This window comes from Sinosporangium siamense, from assembly GCF_016863435.1.
Taxonomy (GTDB): domain Bacteria; phylum Actinomycetota; class Actinomycetes; order Streptosporangiales; family Streptosporangiaceae; genus Sinosporangium; species Sinosporangium siamense.
This window is the reverse complement of the sequence record NZ_BOOW01000012.1, coordinates 72,741-90,180: the sequence shown is the minus strand read 5'-3', so window position 1 is coordinate 90,180 and position 17,440 is coordinate 72,741. Positions and strand designations below refer to the sequence as shown.

16 protein-coding genes and 1 tRNA gene are annotated in these 17,440 nt (G+C 67.7%); 11 read left to right on the top strand and 6 right to left on the bottom strand.

The window, feature by feature from the left end; all coding sequences use genetic code 11:
• The first annotated feature begins 15 nt into the window (after positions 1 to 15).
• Positions 16 to 1,986: a hypothetical protein gene (locus Ssi02_RS10075; protein WP_204024051.1), complete on the top strand. Its 1,971-nt coding sequence runs from the start codon at positions 16 to 18 to the stop codon at positions 1,984 to 1,986.
• 11 nt (positions 1,987 to 1,997) lie between these two features.
• Here Ssi02_RS10075 and Ssi02_RS10070 read toward each other — a convergent pair whose 3' ends face one another.
• The 5 genes from Ssi02_RS10070 to Ssi02_RS10050 all read right to left on the bottom strand — a co-directional run bounded on the left by Ssi02_RS10070 (position 1,998) and on the right by Ssi02_RS10050 (position 6,215).
• The gene (locus tag Ssi02_RS10070; RefSeq protein ID WP_204024048.1) at positions 1,998 to 2,468 is read right to left on the bottom strand and encodes a hypothetical protein; all 471 of its coding nucleotides are present in this window, start codon (positions 2,466 to 2,468) and stop codon (positions 1,998 to 2,000) included.
• Positions 2,469 to 2,566: 98 nt separating this feature from the next.
• Positions 2,567 to 2,884: a hypothetical protein gene (locus tag Ssi02_RS10065; protein WP_204024045.1), complete on the bottom strand. Its 318-nt coding sequence runs from the start codon at positions 2,882 to 2,884 to the stop codon at positions 2,567 to 2,569.
• 366 nt (positions 2,885 to 3,250) lie between these two features.
• Entirely contained in the window at positions 3,251 to 3,718 is a 468-nt protein-coding gene (locus Ssi02_RS10060) for an SRPBCC family protein (protein WP_204024042.1), read from the bottom strand.
• Positions 3,715 to 4,059, bottom strand: coding sequence for an ArsR/SmtB family transcription factor (locus tag Ssi02_RS10055; RefSeq protein WP_204024039.1), 345 nt, complete (start codon positions 4,057 to 4,059; stop codon positions 3,715 to 3,717). The genes Ssi02_RS10060 and Ssi02_RS10055 overlap by 4 nt, the downstream gene beginning before the upstream one ends.
• 299 nt (positions 4,060 to 4,358) lie before the next feature.
• The gene (locus Ssi02_RS10050; RefSeq protein WP_204024024.1) at positions 4,359 to 6,215 is read right to left on the bottom strand and encodes a GMC family oxidoreductase; all 1,857 of its coding nucleotides are present in this window, start codon (positions 6,213 to 6,215) and stop codon (positions 4,359 to 4,361) included.
• Positions 6,216 to 6,324: 109 nt separating this feature from the next.
• Between Ssi02_RS10050 and Ssi02_RS10045 the strand changes: the two genes are divergently transcribed.
• Both Ssi02_RS10045 and Ssi02_RS10040 read left to right on the top strand, forming a co-directional pair.
• Positions 6,325 to 7,821, top strand: a complete 1,497-nt coding sequence (locus Ssi02_RS10045; protein WP_204024021.1) for a DUF4331 domain-containing protein — start codon at positions 6,325 to 6,327, stop codon at positions 7,819 to 7,821.
• 189 nt (positions 7,822 to 8,010) lie between these two features.
• Positions 8,011 to 9,309: a tetratricopeptide repeat protein gene (locus tag Ssi02_RS10040; RefSeq protein WP_204024016.1), complete on the top strand. Its 1,299-nt coding sequence runs from the start codon at positions 8,011 to 8,013 to the stop codon at positions 9,307 to 9,309.
• 214 nt (positions 9,310 to 9,523) lie between these two features.
• Here Ssi02_RS10040 and aceE read toward each other — a convergent pair whose 3' ends face one another.
• Entirely contained in the window at positions 9,524 to 12,271 is a 2,748-nt protein-coding gene (gene aceE / locus Ssi02_RS10035) for a pyruvate dehydrogenase (acetyl-transferring), homodimeric type (protein ID WP_373870111.1), read from the bottom strand.
• Between the two features lie 261 nt (positions 12,272 to 12,532).
• On the opposite strand from aceE, the gene Ssi02_RS10030 reads away from it, so the two are divergent.
• The 8 genes from Ssi02_RS10030 (at position 12,533) to Ssi02_RS09995 (ending at position 17,410) form a co-directional block, all read left to right on the top strand.
• Entirely contained in the window at positions 12,533 to 12,727 is a 195-nt protein-coding gene (locus tag Ssi02_RS10030; protein WP_204024014.1) for a DUF1918 domain-containing protein, read from the top strand.
• Between the two features lie 279 nt (positions 12,728 to 13,006).
• Positions 13,007 to 13,435, top strand: coding sequence for a DUF3052 domain-containing protein (locus tag Ssi02_RS10025; RefSeq protein WP_204024013.1), 429 nt, complete (start codon positions 13,007 to 13,009; stop codon positions 13,433 to 13,435).
• Between the two features lie 541 nt (positions 13,436 to 13,976).
• Positions 13,977 to 14,432 carry a peroxiredoxin gene (locus Ssi02_RS10020; RefSeq protein ID WP_204024011.1) on the top strand — a complete coding sequence of 152 codons (456 nt, stop codon included), beginning with the start codon at positions 13,977 to 13,979 and terminating at the stop codon, positions 14,430 to 14,432.
• A 110-nt stretch (positions 14,433 to 14,542) separates the two neighbouring features.
• Positions 14,543 to 14,881, top strand: coding sequence for a hypothetical protein (locus Ssi02_RS10015; protein ID WP_204024009.1), 339 nt, complete (start codon positions 14,543 to 14,545; stop codon positions 14,879 to 14,881).
• 83 nt (positions 14,882 to 14,964) lie between these two features.
• Positions 14,965 to 15,984 (top strand): ROK family protein, encoded by a 1,020-nt coding sequence (locus Ssi02_RS10010; RefSeq protein ID WP_204024007.1) that lies wholly within the window; start codon positions 14,965 to 14,967, stop codon positions 15,982 to 15,984.
• A 21-nt stretch (positions 15,985 to 16,005) separates the two neighbouring features.
• Positions 16,006 to 16,080, top strand: a tRNA-Val gene (locus Ssi02_RS10005).
• Positions 16,081 to 16,408: 328 nt separating this feature from the next.
• Positions 16,409 to 16,843 (top strand): RloB family protein, encoded by a 435-nt coding sequence (locus tag Ssi02_RS10000; protein ID WP_204024006.1) that lies wholly within the window; start codon positions 16,409 to 16,411, stop codon positions 16,841 to 16,843.
• Positions 16,844 to 16,858: 15 nt separating this feature from the next.
• Positions 16,859 to 17,410 (top strand): DUF2399 domain-containing protein, encoded by a 552-nt coding sequence (locus Ssi02_RS09995; protein ID WP_204024004.1) that lies wholly within the window; start codon positions 16,859 to 16,861, stop codon positions 17,408 to 17,410.
• Positions 17,411 to 17,440 lie beyond the last annotated feature (30 nt).

Below are 17,440 nucleotides of genomic sequence, written 5' to 3'. Positions count from 1 at the left end.
GAAGAGGGAGCAGTCATGACATCCGATGCCGGGTTCTGCGGCATCGATCCCGACGAGATGGGACGAGTGGCCGAATCGCTTCGGAGATCTGCGGCAAACCTCGCTGCTTCCTGCCGCGAATTCGACACGAAGTTCCGTCAGACCGGAGTCAGCACCTCCGTCTTGCAAGAGATCGCCGACATCGCCGACTGGGGCGGAAAACAAGTCTCCATGCTGCAAGGCCGGATCGAACTCATCAACGCCCTCGGCAAGGGAGCACAGGAACCCGCGGCAGCCGGCGGCTCCGCGTCATCACTCCTCCACCTCCCCGACCAGATAGAGGACTTCGAAACCGCCCGCGGGCTCGCCACCATGTTCAACCAGGACATCTTCACCACCAAGTACAGCGGGGAGTTCCAGGGCCAACTCATCCACAACCACACCGGCAGAGTCGCCCAACTGGCCAACAACCCCCAAGCCGCCGCAGCCTTCTTCGCCTTCCTGTCCCCACAAGTCCGCGACACCCTGCCCAACCTCATCGCCACAACGGGCAGCAAGACCGCCAAACAAGACCTCGCCGCCTTCAGCTCCGCCCTCGGCGCAGCCCTCCGCGCCCCCAACCACATCCCAGCCTTCACCAAGGTGCGCGAGGCACTGGTGAAGCCCACGCACGACAAGCAGGTGGCGTGGCAGCGGCTTGCTCTCCTCAGAGGCGCCAATGTCCCCTCAGACGTGCGCAGTGCGGCAGCCCGCTCCCTCGTCCTGGACGACTTCATGAGGAACCCCAAGCAGAACTGGCATACCTCCGGATTCACTCAGCTCAAGGCGTATGGGTTGCCGTCAGATCTGGTCGTCCTGGGATTGGAGGTTCTCGGCGACGACGGCACCGCCGTACGGGACGCGTTCGCCAAAGCCGGAGGGGCCGATCTGAAAATAGGCCAGGTCGACAAGATGAAGCGACTCTTCGATTACGGCCGCACCGGTGGCGAGAGCATCGGCGACGTGTTCGGCCGAGTCCTGGTTGCGGGCAGCGAGGCCACCGAGGAAAAGGCCGGGCACCACAGCCCAGCCGCTGCCGCCTTCGCCCTGGACACGCTGCTCGCCGCAGGCTCCTTCGGCGCCACACTACCCAGATCGGCTAAAGACTCCATGGGAGTGATAGCGAACTCCTACGTCCATGAACTGCTTTCGGGTGGACGCACAGACAAGGCCACCGATCGCATCTCCGGCATGAATGCCCCGAAGCACTGGATCGACTGGCCAGGAGTCACTCCCGCCTTTTACCTCAGCCCGGGCGATACTTACCGGTTCTTCAAGACGTTTGCCGGTGAGGACCGCGCCGTCGATGAGTTCAATAAGACTGTGGCAGGGCTCCGCCATGACCTGCTGATATCGGCAGCCCGCCTGGACGCGAAGGGAAAAACCGACTATTTCCGTGGTCTCTCTACAACGTTCGGCGACCTCGGCAGCATCCAGTTCAAGGCAACCAAAGAGGTGCTGGGAGAGGAGGACGCCGTCGCCGGCTTGGCTCGCGATGTCACCAAGAACAGCTTCGCCTTGCTCCTCGACGGCGTCCCCATCGTAGGCAAGGCCGCAGAACTCGGATGGGCGTTGGTCCAGGCATACGTCGTCAGCACCGCCTCAGACGCTTGGGCCGACAGTTTCGAAACCCAGGTCGAAGCCGCCGACAAGAAACAGTCCGATGTGAGCAGGCGCATGATGTACGACATGGCCTACCTCCTCCATGCCGGAGGTTATCCGGCGAGTGACCCACCGAAGGAACTCGTCAACCCGGTGACCGGCAACCTGAAAACATACGAGGAGCTGACGACCGAGGCCAGACAGGAGGCTAAGAACGGCCAACAATGGGAACAGGCACTTCAGCGTAAGTTGAACGCCTACGAGGCATGGATGGACAAGAATCGCGACCTCGACGACAAGATCGAGTATTCCTCTCGCGCCCATACCAGCAATCTGGCCGAGCATCGGCTGCAGAACTCAGACTGAGAAACTATTACTCAACGCGGCATGCAGACGGTCTGCGCATGCAAGTGCCAGGTCGGGGCCTCCGACGCCACGTGCACAGTGACCACGACACCGGTCTCCTTAGTCCCGTAGATGAATCGTCCCTCCGGCGCATCCCCTTGACTTATGTCCTGCTCAAGCTTGTATCCCAAGTGTCGGGACAGAGTCGTCTCCATAACCCTCTGGGCGCCATCGAGGTGGGAGTCCGGATCTTCATTGCCGCGCTCCTTATTTGCAGTCGCTCGCAATACACGCTTGAACCCGTTCTCTCCGCAGGGCAAATCCTTGTCGGGCCGCTGCAAGATACGCAGACTCATACTCGGACTCTTGAACAGATCATCCGATTCCAACCGGCGCACATCCTGCTCCAGCTCGGCGATCGCCTCGGTCGCCGAAGGTTTGGAGGTGCACCCCGATGCCACCATCAGTGCCAGAGCGGCGACCAGGAACCGGGCGCTGCGCATTCGCTACCTCCCAAGGCGGTGACGTCGAGACGCCCCAATCCTTACCTCACCCCGGTCTCTGCCGCTACTTAATGCGCGTGTCCGGTAAATCCCCGCGTCTAATCCGCCCCGCCGGCCTTCGCCGCACATTGGCAGGGGACTGTCAGCATTGTGCGGGCTGCTTCGTCGACGCTGGTGACGACTTGGGCGCCGAGGCAGTAGCGGCAGGGGAAGGTTGACGCGACCATGGGGTCTCGCCATTGCGAACGCTCCCACACTGGGGGTGCTTGTTTTGGTGGGGTGTGGTTGGTTTCGGCGGGTTCGTTGGGGCCGCCGACCCAGCCGAGGCCCTTGCAGAAGCGGCACCGGAAATAGAACGTTCCGAGGCGTTGCTGTTTGCGGCCGCCGCATTCGGGACAGGTGATGGGATCGGTCACGTGTGTCTCCGCCGCCCAGTGCCCTCGCAGGGCTTGCATGGCACCCACTCCTCGTGGGAGTCCTTAGTGCCATTCTTAGGCATCCACTCGCCCCCTGCGCCGAGACATATGTCGCAGACGGGGGGTAGCTCGTCGTCGGCCACTCGACCACAGTAACCGTCGGCGACATCACAGTCACCTGGTGTTTCGCGGGAATGAGTTCACGGGATCTTTGAGGCCGGAGCCACCGACGTGTCCGTCGCTCACACGGCTGGCGCCGGACCAGGTATGCGAGGTGGAGGGCGCGGCGGCCCTGGGGCACGACCGGGTCGTCGAGAAGTCGGTGACCAGGCAGGCGAGGGAGGGAATCCGCTCAGGCAAGACCGGTCATCGGGTCAGCAGTTCGTCCAGCCGCTCCATCGAGTCGCGCAGGCCGCGCTCCATGCCGCTTGCGACCATCGCGTCGCGGCTTTCGACCGTTGTGTACACGGTGCGGCCGTGCACCCGGGTGCGGCCGCCGCCGAGGTCCTCGAACGTCATCGTCTCCAGGCTGACCTGGTTCGGCGCGCCCTCGTATTCGAACGTCTGGACGATCAGCTCGTTCGGGACGACGTTGTGGAAGACGCCGCGGAAGCCGTACTCTCCGCGGTCGTCGGCGTGGATGTAGCGGTAGCTGCCGCCGGGGCTCGCGTCGAGTTCGAACAGTTTCACCGTCATGCCGCGCGGGCCGAGCCATTGCGGGACCAGCTCGGGGTCGGTCCACGCGCGGAAGACCCGCTCGCGGGGGGCGTCGAACTCCCGGACGACCTCGATGAACGGGGTGCCGGGCTGGGCGGTGATCGTGGTCTCGTTCATTTCTCCTGCTCCTCCATGGTTTCCAGGACCGCATCGAGCGTGCGGTAGCGCCGCTCGACCTCCAGCCGGTAGGTGTCGATCCAGCTGGTCAGCTCCTCCAGCGCGGCCGCGTTCAGGTGACAGGGGCGCCGCTGGGCGTCCTTGCTGCGTGTGATCAGGCCCGCCGCCTCCAGCACGTGGAGGTGCCGGGAGACCGCCTGTTTGGTGATGGCGAACGGTTCGGCGAGTTCGTTCACGGTCGCGTCGCCGCGGGACAGCCGGGCGATCAGCGCGCGCCGGACGGGATCGCCCAGCGCGGTGAACGCACGGTCCAGTCGCTCCTCCGCCTCGTCAACCGCCATGCTTATCAACCAATCTCTTTATCAACCGATATGTTGATAATAGAGCCATTGGCGGACGGCAGTCAACAGGGGTCCTCGTGGCAATCGCGAAGAGCGAGAGCGAGAGCGGGAGCGAGAGCGGGAGCGAGAGCGGGAGCGAGAGCGGGAGCGAGAGCGGGAGCGAGAGCGGGAGCGAGAGCGAACGGGAGCGGGAGCGAGTGAGTCCGGCCGAGGGTGGCCTCGGCCGGTCGGGTTCGACCAGGGGTGAACCGGTATCAACCTCGACCGGCCGGGGTCGGTGGAGTCCGTGCTGAACACGCCTACAGGCGGGCCTCGCTCAGGATGTCGTGGGCGGCCTTCTCCGAGATGATCGCCGTGGGGGCCCAGATGAAAAGCCCCGGGATGCGTGGGAAAGCCGAGGCGTCGACCACACGCAGGCCGATAGTGCCGCGCACGCGGAAGCGGCTGTCGAGGACCGCGTCCGGGTCCCCGTCGGGGCCGATGGGGTTGGAGCAGGAGGCGTGGTGGCCCCACGCCTCCTTGCGCACCCACTGGGCGAGTTGCTCGGGAGTGGACACCTGCGGGCCGGGCCACACCTCCGTGCCGGCTCCGGCGGCGGTGTTGATGCGCCGCACCATCGCCATCGAGTCGACCACGGCGGCGACGTCCTCGTGCCCGCCGGCGCCGTCGTCGAACTTGCGGAAGTTGATGTACGGCGGATGCACGGGATCGGCCGACCGCAAACGCACGGTGCCCATGCGTGAGGCGGCGTAGCCCTTGAGCACAAGCCAGGAGAACTTGTCGTTCACATAGCCGGAGTCGAAGCCTGGCTTGTAGCCGCGGAAGTCGGCCGGCGCGCCGAAGACGTAGAGCTGGGCCCGGGGGTCGGCGCCGTAGCGGCGCTTGACGCCGCCGGTGCCGGCGCTGATGGAATATGGGCTGAACTGGCTGAACCCAAACAGGCCGAGCCCCTTGTCCGCGGCGAGGCAGGGGTCGAGCGGCTTGCCGAACGAGCAGGAGGCGAGCAGAGCGAAGGGCCGGTGGTGCGTGACGATGGACACCTCATAGCGGTCCTGGAGGTTGCCTCCCACACCTGGCAGGTCCACCACGACCGGGATGCCGTGCCGGGCGAGGTGGGCGCGCGGGCCGATGCCCGACAGCATCAGCAGTTGCGGGCTGTTGAACGCTCCGCACGCCAGGATGACCTCCTTGCGCGCGCGGAAGACCTGCACGCCGTATGCCCTGCCGGGTGAGGCGAGCGGCGAGGCGGCGTAGAGGTGGTCGCCCACCATGCACTCCACCCCGACGGCGCGGGGCCGCCCGTCCGGGCCGCCGGCGAAGAGGATCCGGCGGGCCAGTGTGCCGGTGCGGATGGTCATCCTGCTCGCGAACTGCTGCGACGCGGTGTGCAGGATCTCGCGCGGGCCGTAACGCCTGCCGCCCCTGTTCATCTGCGGGGCGTATAGGTAGCCCTGCCTGCCGCCGCCGACGTTCTCGGGTTTGTTGGCGCCGTAGTGGTCGGTGATGATGTTGCCGCCGGGCAGGCGGGCCGCCTCGTCCACGGCGGCGTTCATGATGCGGCGGAGCTGGCTGTCGATCTTGAGTGCCTCGACCAGCGGGGGGAACTCGACGAGGTTCCACTTGAGCAGGCTCTCCCAGTGTTGCCACATGGCCTCGGGCCGCCATGAGGCGTCCCCGGTGAGCTGCTGCACGAAGGCCCAGTCACACGGATCGGGATGCATCGTGATCTGCGCGTGGTGCGCGGTGCAGCCGCCGAGCGTCGAGGCGCGGGGATAGAGCACGCCCCGGTCGTGCACCCATTGGCTGTTGGTGCGGCTCATCGCCGGATCGGTGTATTGCTCGACGTAGAAGTCCCACCGGACGGCGGTGTCGGCGGCCGAGGCGCGGTTGTGCAGGCCGGGTGTGTCATACCAGGTACGGTTACCCGCCGGCGGCCCGGCCTCCAGCACGATGACGCTGTGCCCGGCAGCGGCCAGCCGCGCCGCCAGGGGCGCGCCCCCCGGGCCGGAGCCGACCACCACATAGTCGGCCTCACCGCCCTCGGACGGGCGGGGTTCGCGCCGGCGGGCCGCGTGGGCCTCTCCGCCGAAGGCGGAGGCGCCGGCCGCGAGTGCGCCGGCGCGGAGCAGGAAACGGCGATCCATCTGCATGGTCATGGGATTTCCGGTTCTTCGTGAGGGAGAGTCGGTCACATTGAAGTTACCGAGCGTCATGGTTAAATCACTCGACGTGATCAGACTGACCCCCATACATGGGGAGACACATATGGAGACTTTTCGTGATCGCGGGCCCTGGAGGAGGGCGGCCAGATCCCTGACCGTTCTCACCGCCGCCGGGACCCTCCTGACGGCGGCTCTCCTCACGTGCCCTGGGCCCGAGGTCGCCGAGGCCTCCAACCACGCCGACTCACCGCTGCAGATCCTCGATCCGCAGATGGACGTGACCGATCTCTACGCGTTCACCAGTCCGGACCGCCAGGACACGGTGACCGTCATCTGGAACTACATCCCCTTCGAGCTGCCGGTCGTGCCCCTGCCGTACTACCGGTTCGCCACCAGGGGCTTCTACGACCTGCACTTCGACAGCACCGGCGACGGCAAGCCCGAGCTCACCTACCGCTGGTGGTATCGCAACGGGGACGGCAGCGGCGATCCCAAGGCCCCGCCGAGCAAGGGCTACCCGGCGTTCGGCGCCCAGGGGGCGGTCGCCGACCCGCGCAACGACCCCTACCACGGCATGGGCCCGGCATCCGGCTCACCGGGCTCCGCGGCCCGCCTCAACCCCGCGGCCAGGCGCACGATCATCCCGCAGACCTACAAACTCGAACTGATCCGCCCGGGTCAGCCTGCGAAGGTCCTGCTTGACGACGCGCCGGTCGCGCCGTGGCCTCTCGGGCTCGACTACCGCCGCAAGTTCGACGAGGCGATCGTGCCGCTGCCGGGCGGCGGCAAGACCTTCTCCGGGCCGGTCAAGGATCCGTTCTTCTTCGACTTCCGCATGATCGCGCTGACCCGGGTGGGGTTGTCGGTGGCTCCGCCGTTCGACTTCATCGCGCCCTTCAACGTGCACTCGATCGCGATCCAGGTCCCGAAGAGCGAGCTCGCCCTCAACGGCGACGTGCGCCGCAACCCCGTGGTGGGCATCTGGGCCACCTCGTCGCGTGAGACCGTCAGCCTCACGCCCGGCGAGCGGCGCTTCCGCCAGGTGTCGCGGCAGGGGCTGTCGATGTTCGGCGACAGCGTCAACCCGGCTCCCCTGCGCGACATCTACCACGCGTCGAGTCCCGACCAGGACCGTTCCAACGTCGCGCTGAGGGAAGCCGTCCGCAAGCCCTACGCCTCGCTGCTGACCGCGCCCGGCCTGCTGACGATCCCGCCCGCGACGCCGCGACTGGACTTCGAGCAGTTCTTCCTGACGGGCATCGCCAAGGCGACCGGCCCGATCAAGATCGACCTCAACTCCCACGTGCTCAACCAGGACGCCGACCGGAGCCGGATCGTCCCCGCCGAGATGACCAGGCTCAACATGACGACCCCGGTGACGGCCCGCCCCAACAGGTTCGGCCTCATCGGCGGCGACCTCCAGGGGTGGCCCAACGGGCGGCGCTTGACCGACGACGTCACCGTGGCGTTCGTGCGCCTGAGCACCGGCGAGCCGCTGCGCCGCGGCAGCCTCCTGCCCACCTGGGTCAGCCCGGTGCTCGGCCCGGCCAAGGCCATCAGGGATGTCTTCCCCTATGAGGCTTATCCCGACATCCGCTGACATGTGGTGTACGGCGGAAGCCTGGCCCTTGGCGTCCACCGTGAGTGGCCTGGCCGGGCTTCCGTCGTAGCCCGTCTTCTTGCCGGCAAGAGCTCGTGGAGGGTCGGCCCCTGCGGGCTTCCGCCGTACCGGTTGTCTGTGATGGCGCGGGGTGGATCGGCCGCCGTGCCCGGTTTAAGGAGTTCGCTGATGCGGCGTTGGCCGCTGCTCGTTCCCGCCGCTCTCGTGGTGACGGGGGCCGTCATCCTGTTCGTCCCGGCCGGGCCGCCCGGCGCGAGCGGTGCGAGGCCCGCGCCCGCCGCGGACCCCGCCATACTCGCCAAGGCCCGCACCGGTGACCTGGCCGGCATGATCGCCGAGGCCGAGGCGCGGCGGAGGGCCCGCCCCGGCGATCCGGCCGCGTCGGCGGCGCTCGGCAGCCTCTACGTCGAGAAGGCGCAGCTCAGCGCCGACCCCGCGGCGGTGAGGCGGGCCGGGGAGGTGCTCGCCGAGTCGCTCAGACTCGCGCCCGGCGGCAATCTCGACGCCTATGTGGGGCGGGCCCGGCTGGCCGTCGTCACGCACGACTTCGCGGGCGCCCGCGACTGGGCGCTCAAGGCCACGGCGCTCGCCGGACGGCACGGGCCCGCCCTGGCCGCGCTGACGGACGCCTATGTGAACCTCGGGGACTACGGCAAAGCCGGGAAGACTCTGCAGAGGCTCCTCGACCACGCACCGGGGGTCGCGGCGTTCACCAGGGCCGCGCACTACTTCGACCTCACCGGGCGCCCCCGGCGCGCCGGCGAGGCCCTCACGCTCGCGCTGGACGCCGCCCTGCTGCCCGGAGACGTGGCGCTCACGCTGCACCGGGCCGGTGAGGTGGCCGCCCGCCAGGGACGCCACAAGGAGGCGCTCCAGGCGTTCACGGAGGCCGTGGCGGTGGTGCCGGGCTATCTGCCCGCCCTGGTCGGCCGTGCCCGGTCACAGGCGGCGTTGGGGCGCGTCGATCTGGCGTTGCGCGACTACGCCGACGCCGTGGGCCGGGCGCCGCAGCCGCATGTGCTGCTGGAGCTCGGCGGCTACTATCACTCGCTCGGCCGGGCCGGCGAGGCGCGACAGCAGTTCGAGGTGCTCGCAGCCACGGCCAGGCTCGGCGAGCCCGACGACCTCACGCTCGGCCGCTACCACGCCGAGCACGGCGATCCGGCTGTGGCGGTCCGCCACCTGCGGCGTGAGCTCGGGCGGCGGGAGAGCGTCGAGGTCGCGGACGCGATGGCGTGGGCCCTGCACAAGGCCGGGCGGCACCGGGAGGCCATGACCTACGCCGGACGCGCGGCGCGGACCGGGATGCGGGACGCGACGTTCGCGTTTCACCGGGGGGAGATCGCCAGAGCCCTTGGCGACGTGACGGCGGCCCGCCGTCACCTCCAGCTGGCGCTCAAGACCGACCCGCACTTCGGCGAGGCGGAAGCGGCCAGGCGGGCTCTTGCCGTAATGGGCGCCCATTGACCGTAATGCCGTGTGAGTTGAGGCGGCGCGCCCCCTCCAGGCACGCCGCCTCTCTCACAGAGACCGGGCTGGGCGAGAGGTATGACGCGGGTCTCGCGAGATTCTTTGGGACGAACGGTTCTTGTGAGCGGTTCTTGTGAACGGTGGCTCCGGACACAAGTGCCCCCGGGTGAGGACCCGGGGGCACGTTGTGGCGTCGGTGAGCAGGTGGCGGTCAGAGGCCCATCGACTGGGTGTCGTTGCTCTCGGCGCCGCCCGCCTCGGTCACGCCGTTCTTGAGGTGGTAGCGGGTGATCGCCTCACGGACGATCTCGCCGTCGATCTCGCCCCGGCGGGCGAGCTGCGTGAGCACCGCGAGGGTGATCGACGCGGCGTCCACGTGGAAGTGGCGGCGCAGCGCCGACCGGGTGTCCGACAGGCCGAACCCGTCGGTGCCGAGGGAGCTCCAGTCTCCGGGCACCCACTGGGCGATCTGGTCGGGCACGGCCTTCATGTAGTCGCTCACGCCCACGAACGGACCGCTCGCGTTCGACAACGCGGAGGTCACGTATGGCACGCGCTGCTCGCTGTCCGGGTTGAGCAGGTTGTGCTCGTCGCAGTCCAGTGCCTCGCGGCGCAGCTCGGACCACGAGGTGGCCGACCAGACGTTCGCGGAGACGCCCCATTCCTCGTCGAGGAGGCGCTGGGCCTCAAGGGCCCAGGGCGCCGCCACCCCGGAGACCAGGATGTTGGCGCGGCGGGCGTGGTCGCCCGTCGCGGGGGCGTAGAGGTAGAGCCCCTTGAGCAGGCCCTCGACGTCGAGGCCCTCGGGCTCGGCGGGCTGCTGGTAGGGCTCGTTGTAGACGGTGAGGTAGTAGAACACGTCCTCGGGACGCTCGCCGTACATCCGGCGGATGCCGTCCTTGACGATGTGCGAGATCTCGAACGCCCAGGCAGGGTCGTAGGAGATCGCCGCGGGGTTCGTCGAGGCGATCAGCGGCGTGTGGCCGTCCTCGTGCTGGAGGCCCTCACCGTTGAGCGTGGTGCGACCGGCGGTCGCGCCCATGAGGAAGCCCCGGCCCATCTGGTCGGCGAGCTGCCACATCTGGTCGGCGGTGCGCTGCCACCCGAACATCGAGTAGAAGATGTAGACCGGGATCATGTGCTCGCCGTGCGTGGCGTAGGACGACCCGACGGCGATCACCGACCCCATCGACCCGGCCTCGGTGATGCCCTCGTGCAGGATCTGGCCCTCGGTCGACTCCTTGTACGACAGGAGCAGCTCGCGGTCGACCGCCTCGTAGGTCTGCCCGTGCGGAGAGTAGATCTTCGCGGTGGGGAACATGGCGTCGAGACCGAAGGTGCGGGCCTCGTCCGGGATGATCGGCACCAGGCGGTGGCCGATCTCCTTGTCACGCATGAGGTCCTTGAGCAGGCGGCCGAAGGCCATGGTCGTGGCGATGGCCTGCTTGCCGGAGCCCTTGCGCAGGCCCGCGTAGACCGCGTCGCCGGGGAGCTTGAGCGGCTTGGCGCGGTTGACCCGTTTCGGGAGCACGCCGCCGAGCGCCGCCCGGCGCTCCATCATGTATTGGATCTCCTCGTTGTCCTGCCCCGGGTGGTAGTAGGGGGGCAGGTCGCCTTCGAGGTCCTTGTCGGGGATCTCGAGGTAGAGCCGGTCGCGGAACTCCTTGAGCTCGGCCTTCGACAGCTTCTTCATCTGGTGCGTGGCGTTGCGCGCCTCAAAGTCCTTGCCGAGGGTCCAGCCCTTGATCGTCTGCGCGAGGATCACCGTGGGCTGCCCGACGTGCTCCCGAGCCGCCTTGAACGCCGCGTAGACCTTACGGTAATCGTGTCCGCCGCGGGACAGCTTGCGGATGTCGTCGTCGGACATGTGCTCGACCATGCGCCGCAGGCGCGGGTCGTCGTCGAAGAAGTTCTCCCGGATGTAGCCGCCAGTCTCGACGCTGTAGGTCTGGAACTGGCCGTCGGGGGTGGTGTTCATCTTGTTGACCAGCACGCCGTCGACGTCCGCCGCGAGCAGCGGGTCCCAGTCGCGGCCCCAGACCACCTTGATGACGTTCCACCCGGCGCCGCGGAAGAAGGACTCCAGCTCCTGGATGATCTTGCCGTTGCCGCGCACCGGGCCGTCGAGCCGCTGCAGGTTGCAGTTGATGACGAAGGTGAGGTTGTCGAGCTCCTCACGCGCGGCCAGGCCGATGGCGCCGAGCGACTCCGGCTCGTCCATCTCGCCGTCGCCGAGGAAGCACCATACGTGGCTGCGGCTGGTGTCCTTGATCTTGCGGTTGAGCAGGTAGCGGTTGAACCGCGCCTGGTAGATCGCCGAGATGGAGCCGAGGCCCATCGAGACGGTCGGGAACTCCCAGAAGTCGGGCATCAACCGCGGGTGCGGATAAGAGGGCAGGCCGCGGAAGCCGTGCGACAGCTCCTGCCTGAAGGCGTCGAGCTGGGCCTCGTTGAGACGGCCCTCCAGGAACGCGCGTGCGTAGACACCCGGCGCGGCGTGGCCCTGGAAGTAGACCTGGTCGCCCGACTCGCCGTGGTCCTTGCCGCGGAAGAAGTGGTTGAAGCCCACCTCGTAGAGCGACGCCGCCGAGGCGTAGGTCGCGATGTGCCCGCCCACGTTGGTGCGGGCGTTGGCCCGGGTGACCATGACGGCGGCATTCCACCTGATGTATGCCCGAATGCGGCGCTCAACGTATTCGTCACCGGGGAACCACGGCTCGCGCTCCGGCGGGATCGTGTTGATGTAGTCCGTGCTTCGGAGCCCGGGCACACCGACCTGATGCTCGCGGGCCCGCTCCAGCAGGCGCAGCATCAGATATCGGGCGCGTGTCCTCCCCTCCGTCTTGACCACATTGTCAAGAGATTCGAGCCATTCCTGGGTCTCGCTGGGATCGACATCAGGCAACTGACTGGGTAGGCCGTCGCTGATGATCGAGAAACGCTGGCGTCCGGAAGCCACTGGGTCTCGCCTTCCGAGGATGGTCTTGTGAAGCCTCTTCATCTTGTTGTCTAGGACACTTCCATCCTGGCCGCTCACCCCGGAAAGCGCATCTCTACTCCGGGGTAACCAGGAGGTCCATGCTGGCAGATGCGCAGCCTATGGCCTAGACCACCGATGGTAGGACGATTCCTGGGCAAACGTTACATCAGGTACCCCCTTTCGGAGAGCGGTCAACCGTACGAATGTGGGAAGAGAGGAGTAGAGAGGGGGACAGCAAGTATGAACGCGATGGTCGGGGACCGGCTTCTCATGCACGGCAACGCCGTGGGAGAGCCGGATAGAAGAGGTGAAATCATCGAAGTGCGCGGGGCGGACGGCGGCCCGCCGTTCGTCGTGCGCTTCGAGGACGGGCACACCGGGCTGGTCTTCCCAGGCCCGGACACCGTCGTCATCCCAAGTCAGCGCAGCGCCTAGGAGCAGCGGGACAAGACCGGCGACGCTGGGAAACCTTTACTGAACCCGCACAGAGCGGTTACGGGGGCGGGGGCCGCTAGCGTGGTGGCCATCGCGCGAGAGCCCATGTCGTCGGCCAAAACACCGTCCACGACTGTCTAGTTTGTCCAATTCATTCAACAGGACTGGTGCTGTCGTCGTGGCGACCGTTGACGACGATGGGTCACAGCGTGTGGACTGTGCCGAAACGAAGGCCCACATGGGCACCGTTAAGGGGCCACCCAAGCAGGAGGGATACACGTGAGCGCGACCGCGGGTCAGGCGCAGGACGAGCGTGGCCTGGCCGACCGACTCGGTCTCAAACCGGGTCAGGTGGTGCAGGAGATCGGCTGGGACGAGGATGCCGACGAGGAGCTTCGCGAATCCATCGAGGAGCTGACCGGCAACGAACTGGTCGACGAGGACTATGAAGACGTCGTGGACGTCGCGCTGATGTGGTGGCGTGACGGCGACGGCGATCTTTTCGACGCCTTGAGCGACACGATGGCCGTCCTCGCGGACGGGGGACAGATCTGGCTGCTGACTCCCAAAGCAGGTCGTGAGGGCCATGTCGAACCGAGCGATATCGGGGAAGACGCCATCACCGCCGGCCTGGCGCAGACCAGCAGCATCAGCGCGGCCGCCGACTGGTCGGGGACAAGGTTGGTCGCACCGAGGACGCGCCGCTGAGGCCGGCACTCCTTCAGGTGAACCGGCACTCCGCCTGAGGCCGGCCCGGGATCCGCGGTCGTCTCGCCCGGGGTCCAAGGCCCGCACGCCTCGGAACCCGCGGTCGGCGCGACCGGTCGCACGAGGCCGTCCGGCCGCGTGCCCGGTCCGGCTGCCCTGAGCGCGGTGCGGTGTTCATCGCCTGTCTTGCCCGCCCGCCTCGCCGGTGCGGGGCCTGTCATGCCGTGCTGCAGCGCCGCACTCCGGCCTGCCGTCCTGTCCGTCCGCCGGATCGCCACCGCACATCAGCGGCAAGGCGCCCGGCGTGCGGATGAGTGACCGTGCGTCATCTCGTCTCGTTCGTTGCCGTGCGGTGGGGGCCGCACGGCGGGGTGGCGAGTGCCTGTCGGGTCGTATCAGTATCAGCGGGACTAATGGGATGTGGTGGCCGGGCCGGATGCCGGTCGCCGTCGCCCACCCGGCCGGGTCGTGCCCGTGATGGGGGCCACATACGGCAGGATGATGACGCCCGCGTCGCCCATCCTGAAGGGATCAATCCGACATGACGGTCGAAGTCGGTGCCCAGGCTCCGGAGTTCCAGCTCATGGATCAATTCGGCACCCCGGTAAGGCTGTCGGACTTCCGCGGCCGGAAGGTCGTCCTGGTCTTCTATCCGCTCGCCTTCAGCGGCGTCTGCCACGACGAGCTCAGCGCCCTCCAGAAGGAGTTCGTCACCGACGCCCCCGACGACGTCGCGGTGATCACGATCTCGGTCGACTCGCTGTTCACCCACCGTGCTTGGGCCGACCGTGAAGGTTACTCGTTTCCCCTGCTCTCCGACTTCTGGCCACACGGACAGGTCGCGGCGAAGTACGGTGTATTCGATGACACGAAGGGCATCGCGCTGCGCGGCACCTTCATCATCGACGGCGAGGGCGTGGTGCGCTGGAAGGTCGTCAAGCAGCTTCCGGAGGCCCGCGACATCGCCGACTACCGCAAGGCGCTCGCCGGCCTCTGACGGCGGGCTCCACACATCGCCGCTCGCATCCGGACACCGCCGCAGGCGGGGGTGAGCCGTTCCGCCGGGCGGCGGCCCCTCATCCGCCCCTTGGCCCGACGGAGGCGATGATGCCCTGCTATCGATGCGGGGCCAGGCAGACCGACCCCGCGCGTGGCGCGAGCCCCTGGAAGCGCGGCGTCCTCGACGAAACTCAGGTATTGGTCTGCCCGGACTGCCAGCGTGCGCACGCCCCCGAGCTGGACTCGTGCGCATCGTGTGGTTCCACCGCACTCATCTGCCGGCTCGGCGAGGTCGAGTGCCGCGACTGCGGCGTCGTACGCCTCGCGGAGACCCACGGCCGGCTCGCCTCCTCCGGCACCACCCCCGACCTCTCCGCCGAGGTCGAGGCGGCGCTCAGCCGCGTTCTCGGGCGGTCGGCACCGCCGCGACAAGGGGCTGAGCCGTAACGCGGGATGGGGGCTGATCCTATTGAGGGTCGCCCCCTATATTGCTCATAACCGAGCAAACTACCCCCGCAGGAGGGTGCTACATGAGGTCCTTCGTGGTTGCCCTAGATGTGGGCGGTACGTCCATGAAGGGCGCTCTTGTCGACCAGGTCGGCACCGTCCTGCACACCGAGAGGCGTGCCACCCCGCGCGCACACGGCCCCGAAGCCGTCGTCAAGACCATCCGCGCCTTCATCACCCACCTCACCCGCCTCGGCGACACTCTGCCGGCAACCCCTGCCCGAGGCGTTCAGGGCGGCCCCAACCGCCCGGCACGCTCCCAGGAGCAAAGCGGCCTCGTCGGCGTCGGCCTCATCGTCCCCGGCATCGTCACCAGCGACACGGCCGTCTACGCCGCCAACCTCGGCTGGCGCGACGTCCCCGCCGCCGACTTCACCACCCTCGACGTCCCCGTCATGCTCGGCCACGACGTCCGTACGGGGGGCCTCGCCGAATGTGTCCTCGGCGCAGGGCGCGGCTCACCCGACTTCCTCTTCCTCCCCATCGGCACCGGCATCGCCGCCGCCATGATCATCAACGGCGAGCCGTACGGCGGAGCCACCGGCTGGGGCGGTGAGGTCGGCCACATTCCCGTCCTCCCCACCGGCGAGGCCTGCGCCTGCGGCCAGATCGGCTGCCTTGAGACCTACGCCTCCGCCGCCTCCGTCGGCCGCCGCTACAGCATCCGCGCGGGCCGCCCCGACACCCGCGCCGAACAGGTCGTCTCCCTCGCCCGCGCCGGCGACCCCATCGCCGTCGAGGTGTGGAACGACGCCATCGAGGCCCTGTCCCTCGGCCTCGCGAGCTACACGCTTCTCCTCGACCCCATCCTCATCGTCCTCGGCGGCGGCCTGGCCGAAGCCGGCCCCGCCCTCACCGACCCCCTCCGCGAACGCCTGGCCAAACGCCTCACCTTCCGCGAGGCCCCACCCCTCCGCCCCGCCGCCCTCGGCGTCAACGCCGGCATGCTGGGCGCCGCCCTCCTGGGCTGGCAGGCCGCCGGCCACCCGGACATCGGCCACACCTGGACCGTGAATGTGCCAGAGACACCCCCCGTGCCGTAAGGTGGTGAACCGCATGCGTCCGGGCGCTTAGCTCAGCGGTAGAGCACTCGCCTTACAAGCGAGGGGTCACTGGTTCGAACCCAGTAGCGCCCACCATAGGACCCGTTTCCAATCATGGAAACAGGGTATACAACTCTTTCCGGTGATCAACTGGCAGGTGAGTAAGTCCCTGCGATGTCCGGTGTCAGCGTTTCTGGCGCATTGAACGTGTTCGCCTGCCCATGCCGTGAGTCCTCACAGTGGAGAAGGATGACTCAAAGTGGGGGGTGAACTCGCGGGGGCTGTGCAAGACAGCTTTGGATACGCCTCGGGGGCTGCCGGGCTATTGACCAAGCTTTCGGATCTGTGAGTCGATCCGCCATGTCGCGCGATCATCTGTGCGGCTATTCTGCGAGATGTAGCCCGGGAGTCCGTCCAGGAGGGGGTGACAGTCGGCATGCTGCTGAGTTTTCGTACGGCCAACCGTCGCCGAAATCTGGACGACTATGACGAAAGTGACGAAGTGTGGTGTGTTCTCGACACAGAACTCGACAGCAATCTCACTGGGCGGATGCTTGCGAAGGCGGGGGGCAAGGTTCGGCTGGCACTCTCTACCCCCTGCTTTGACTTCTGGCTCCTACTTCACCACAAGGATCATCGAGCTCCCTTTCAAGCCGCAGGCGATGCCGAGAAGGCGTTGAAGTGCGTGCTTCCGGGGTGGAGCAAGGGAAACACAAGGTTCGCCGATTTTCGGGACGGTGTCGATGATGCTTGCCGGCGCGCCAAAGCCGCTGATCCTGAAGGGGAGAATCACATGCGGAACCCGTCCACCTCGGTGTGGAGACTCGTGGAGTCCATCCAGGCTTCCGCCAAGGCGTAACAGTAGTCCGTCCTCATGGTCACGGATGATCTCTTTCAGTTTGGCCTTTGCTTAAGGCACCGCTCGACCGGCTGGCCGAGCGGCGGCTCGGACGGCGGGCGAGCGTGTGCACCCACCTTGAGGCAGCTCCGCCGCCATGAGGGTCCTATCACCGCCGGCCTGGTCCGGATCTGCGAGAACTCTGTGATGGTCGCCGTGGAAGCCGGCGAGCTCGGGCCGCGCTGTCCACCCAACGCGCGTGTGAACGGCAGGCCCTCGGCTGCCGTCTGGCGGCTGCTCGACCTGCTCGGCGCCGGCGGGGCCGAGTTCGCCTACCACGGTGACTTCGAGTGGGGCGGGATCGGCATCGCGAACGCCGTCCGCGCCCGTGTCGGCTGGGTGCCCTGGCGCTACGACAGCGCGTCCTGTCAGGCCGTCGCCGCCTCGGCGCCGCTACCCGGCAGGGTGGAGGAGACACCGTGGGCCTGGCAACTGTCTGCGGCGATGGTGCGGCAAGGCGTGGGTGCCGAGGAGGAGCTGGTGATCGCCGACCTCCTTGGCGACCTGGCCGCCGGCCGCCGCCCCTGATCGTTCACCGGTCGAACGCCTGCCGGACAA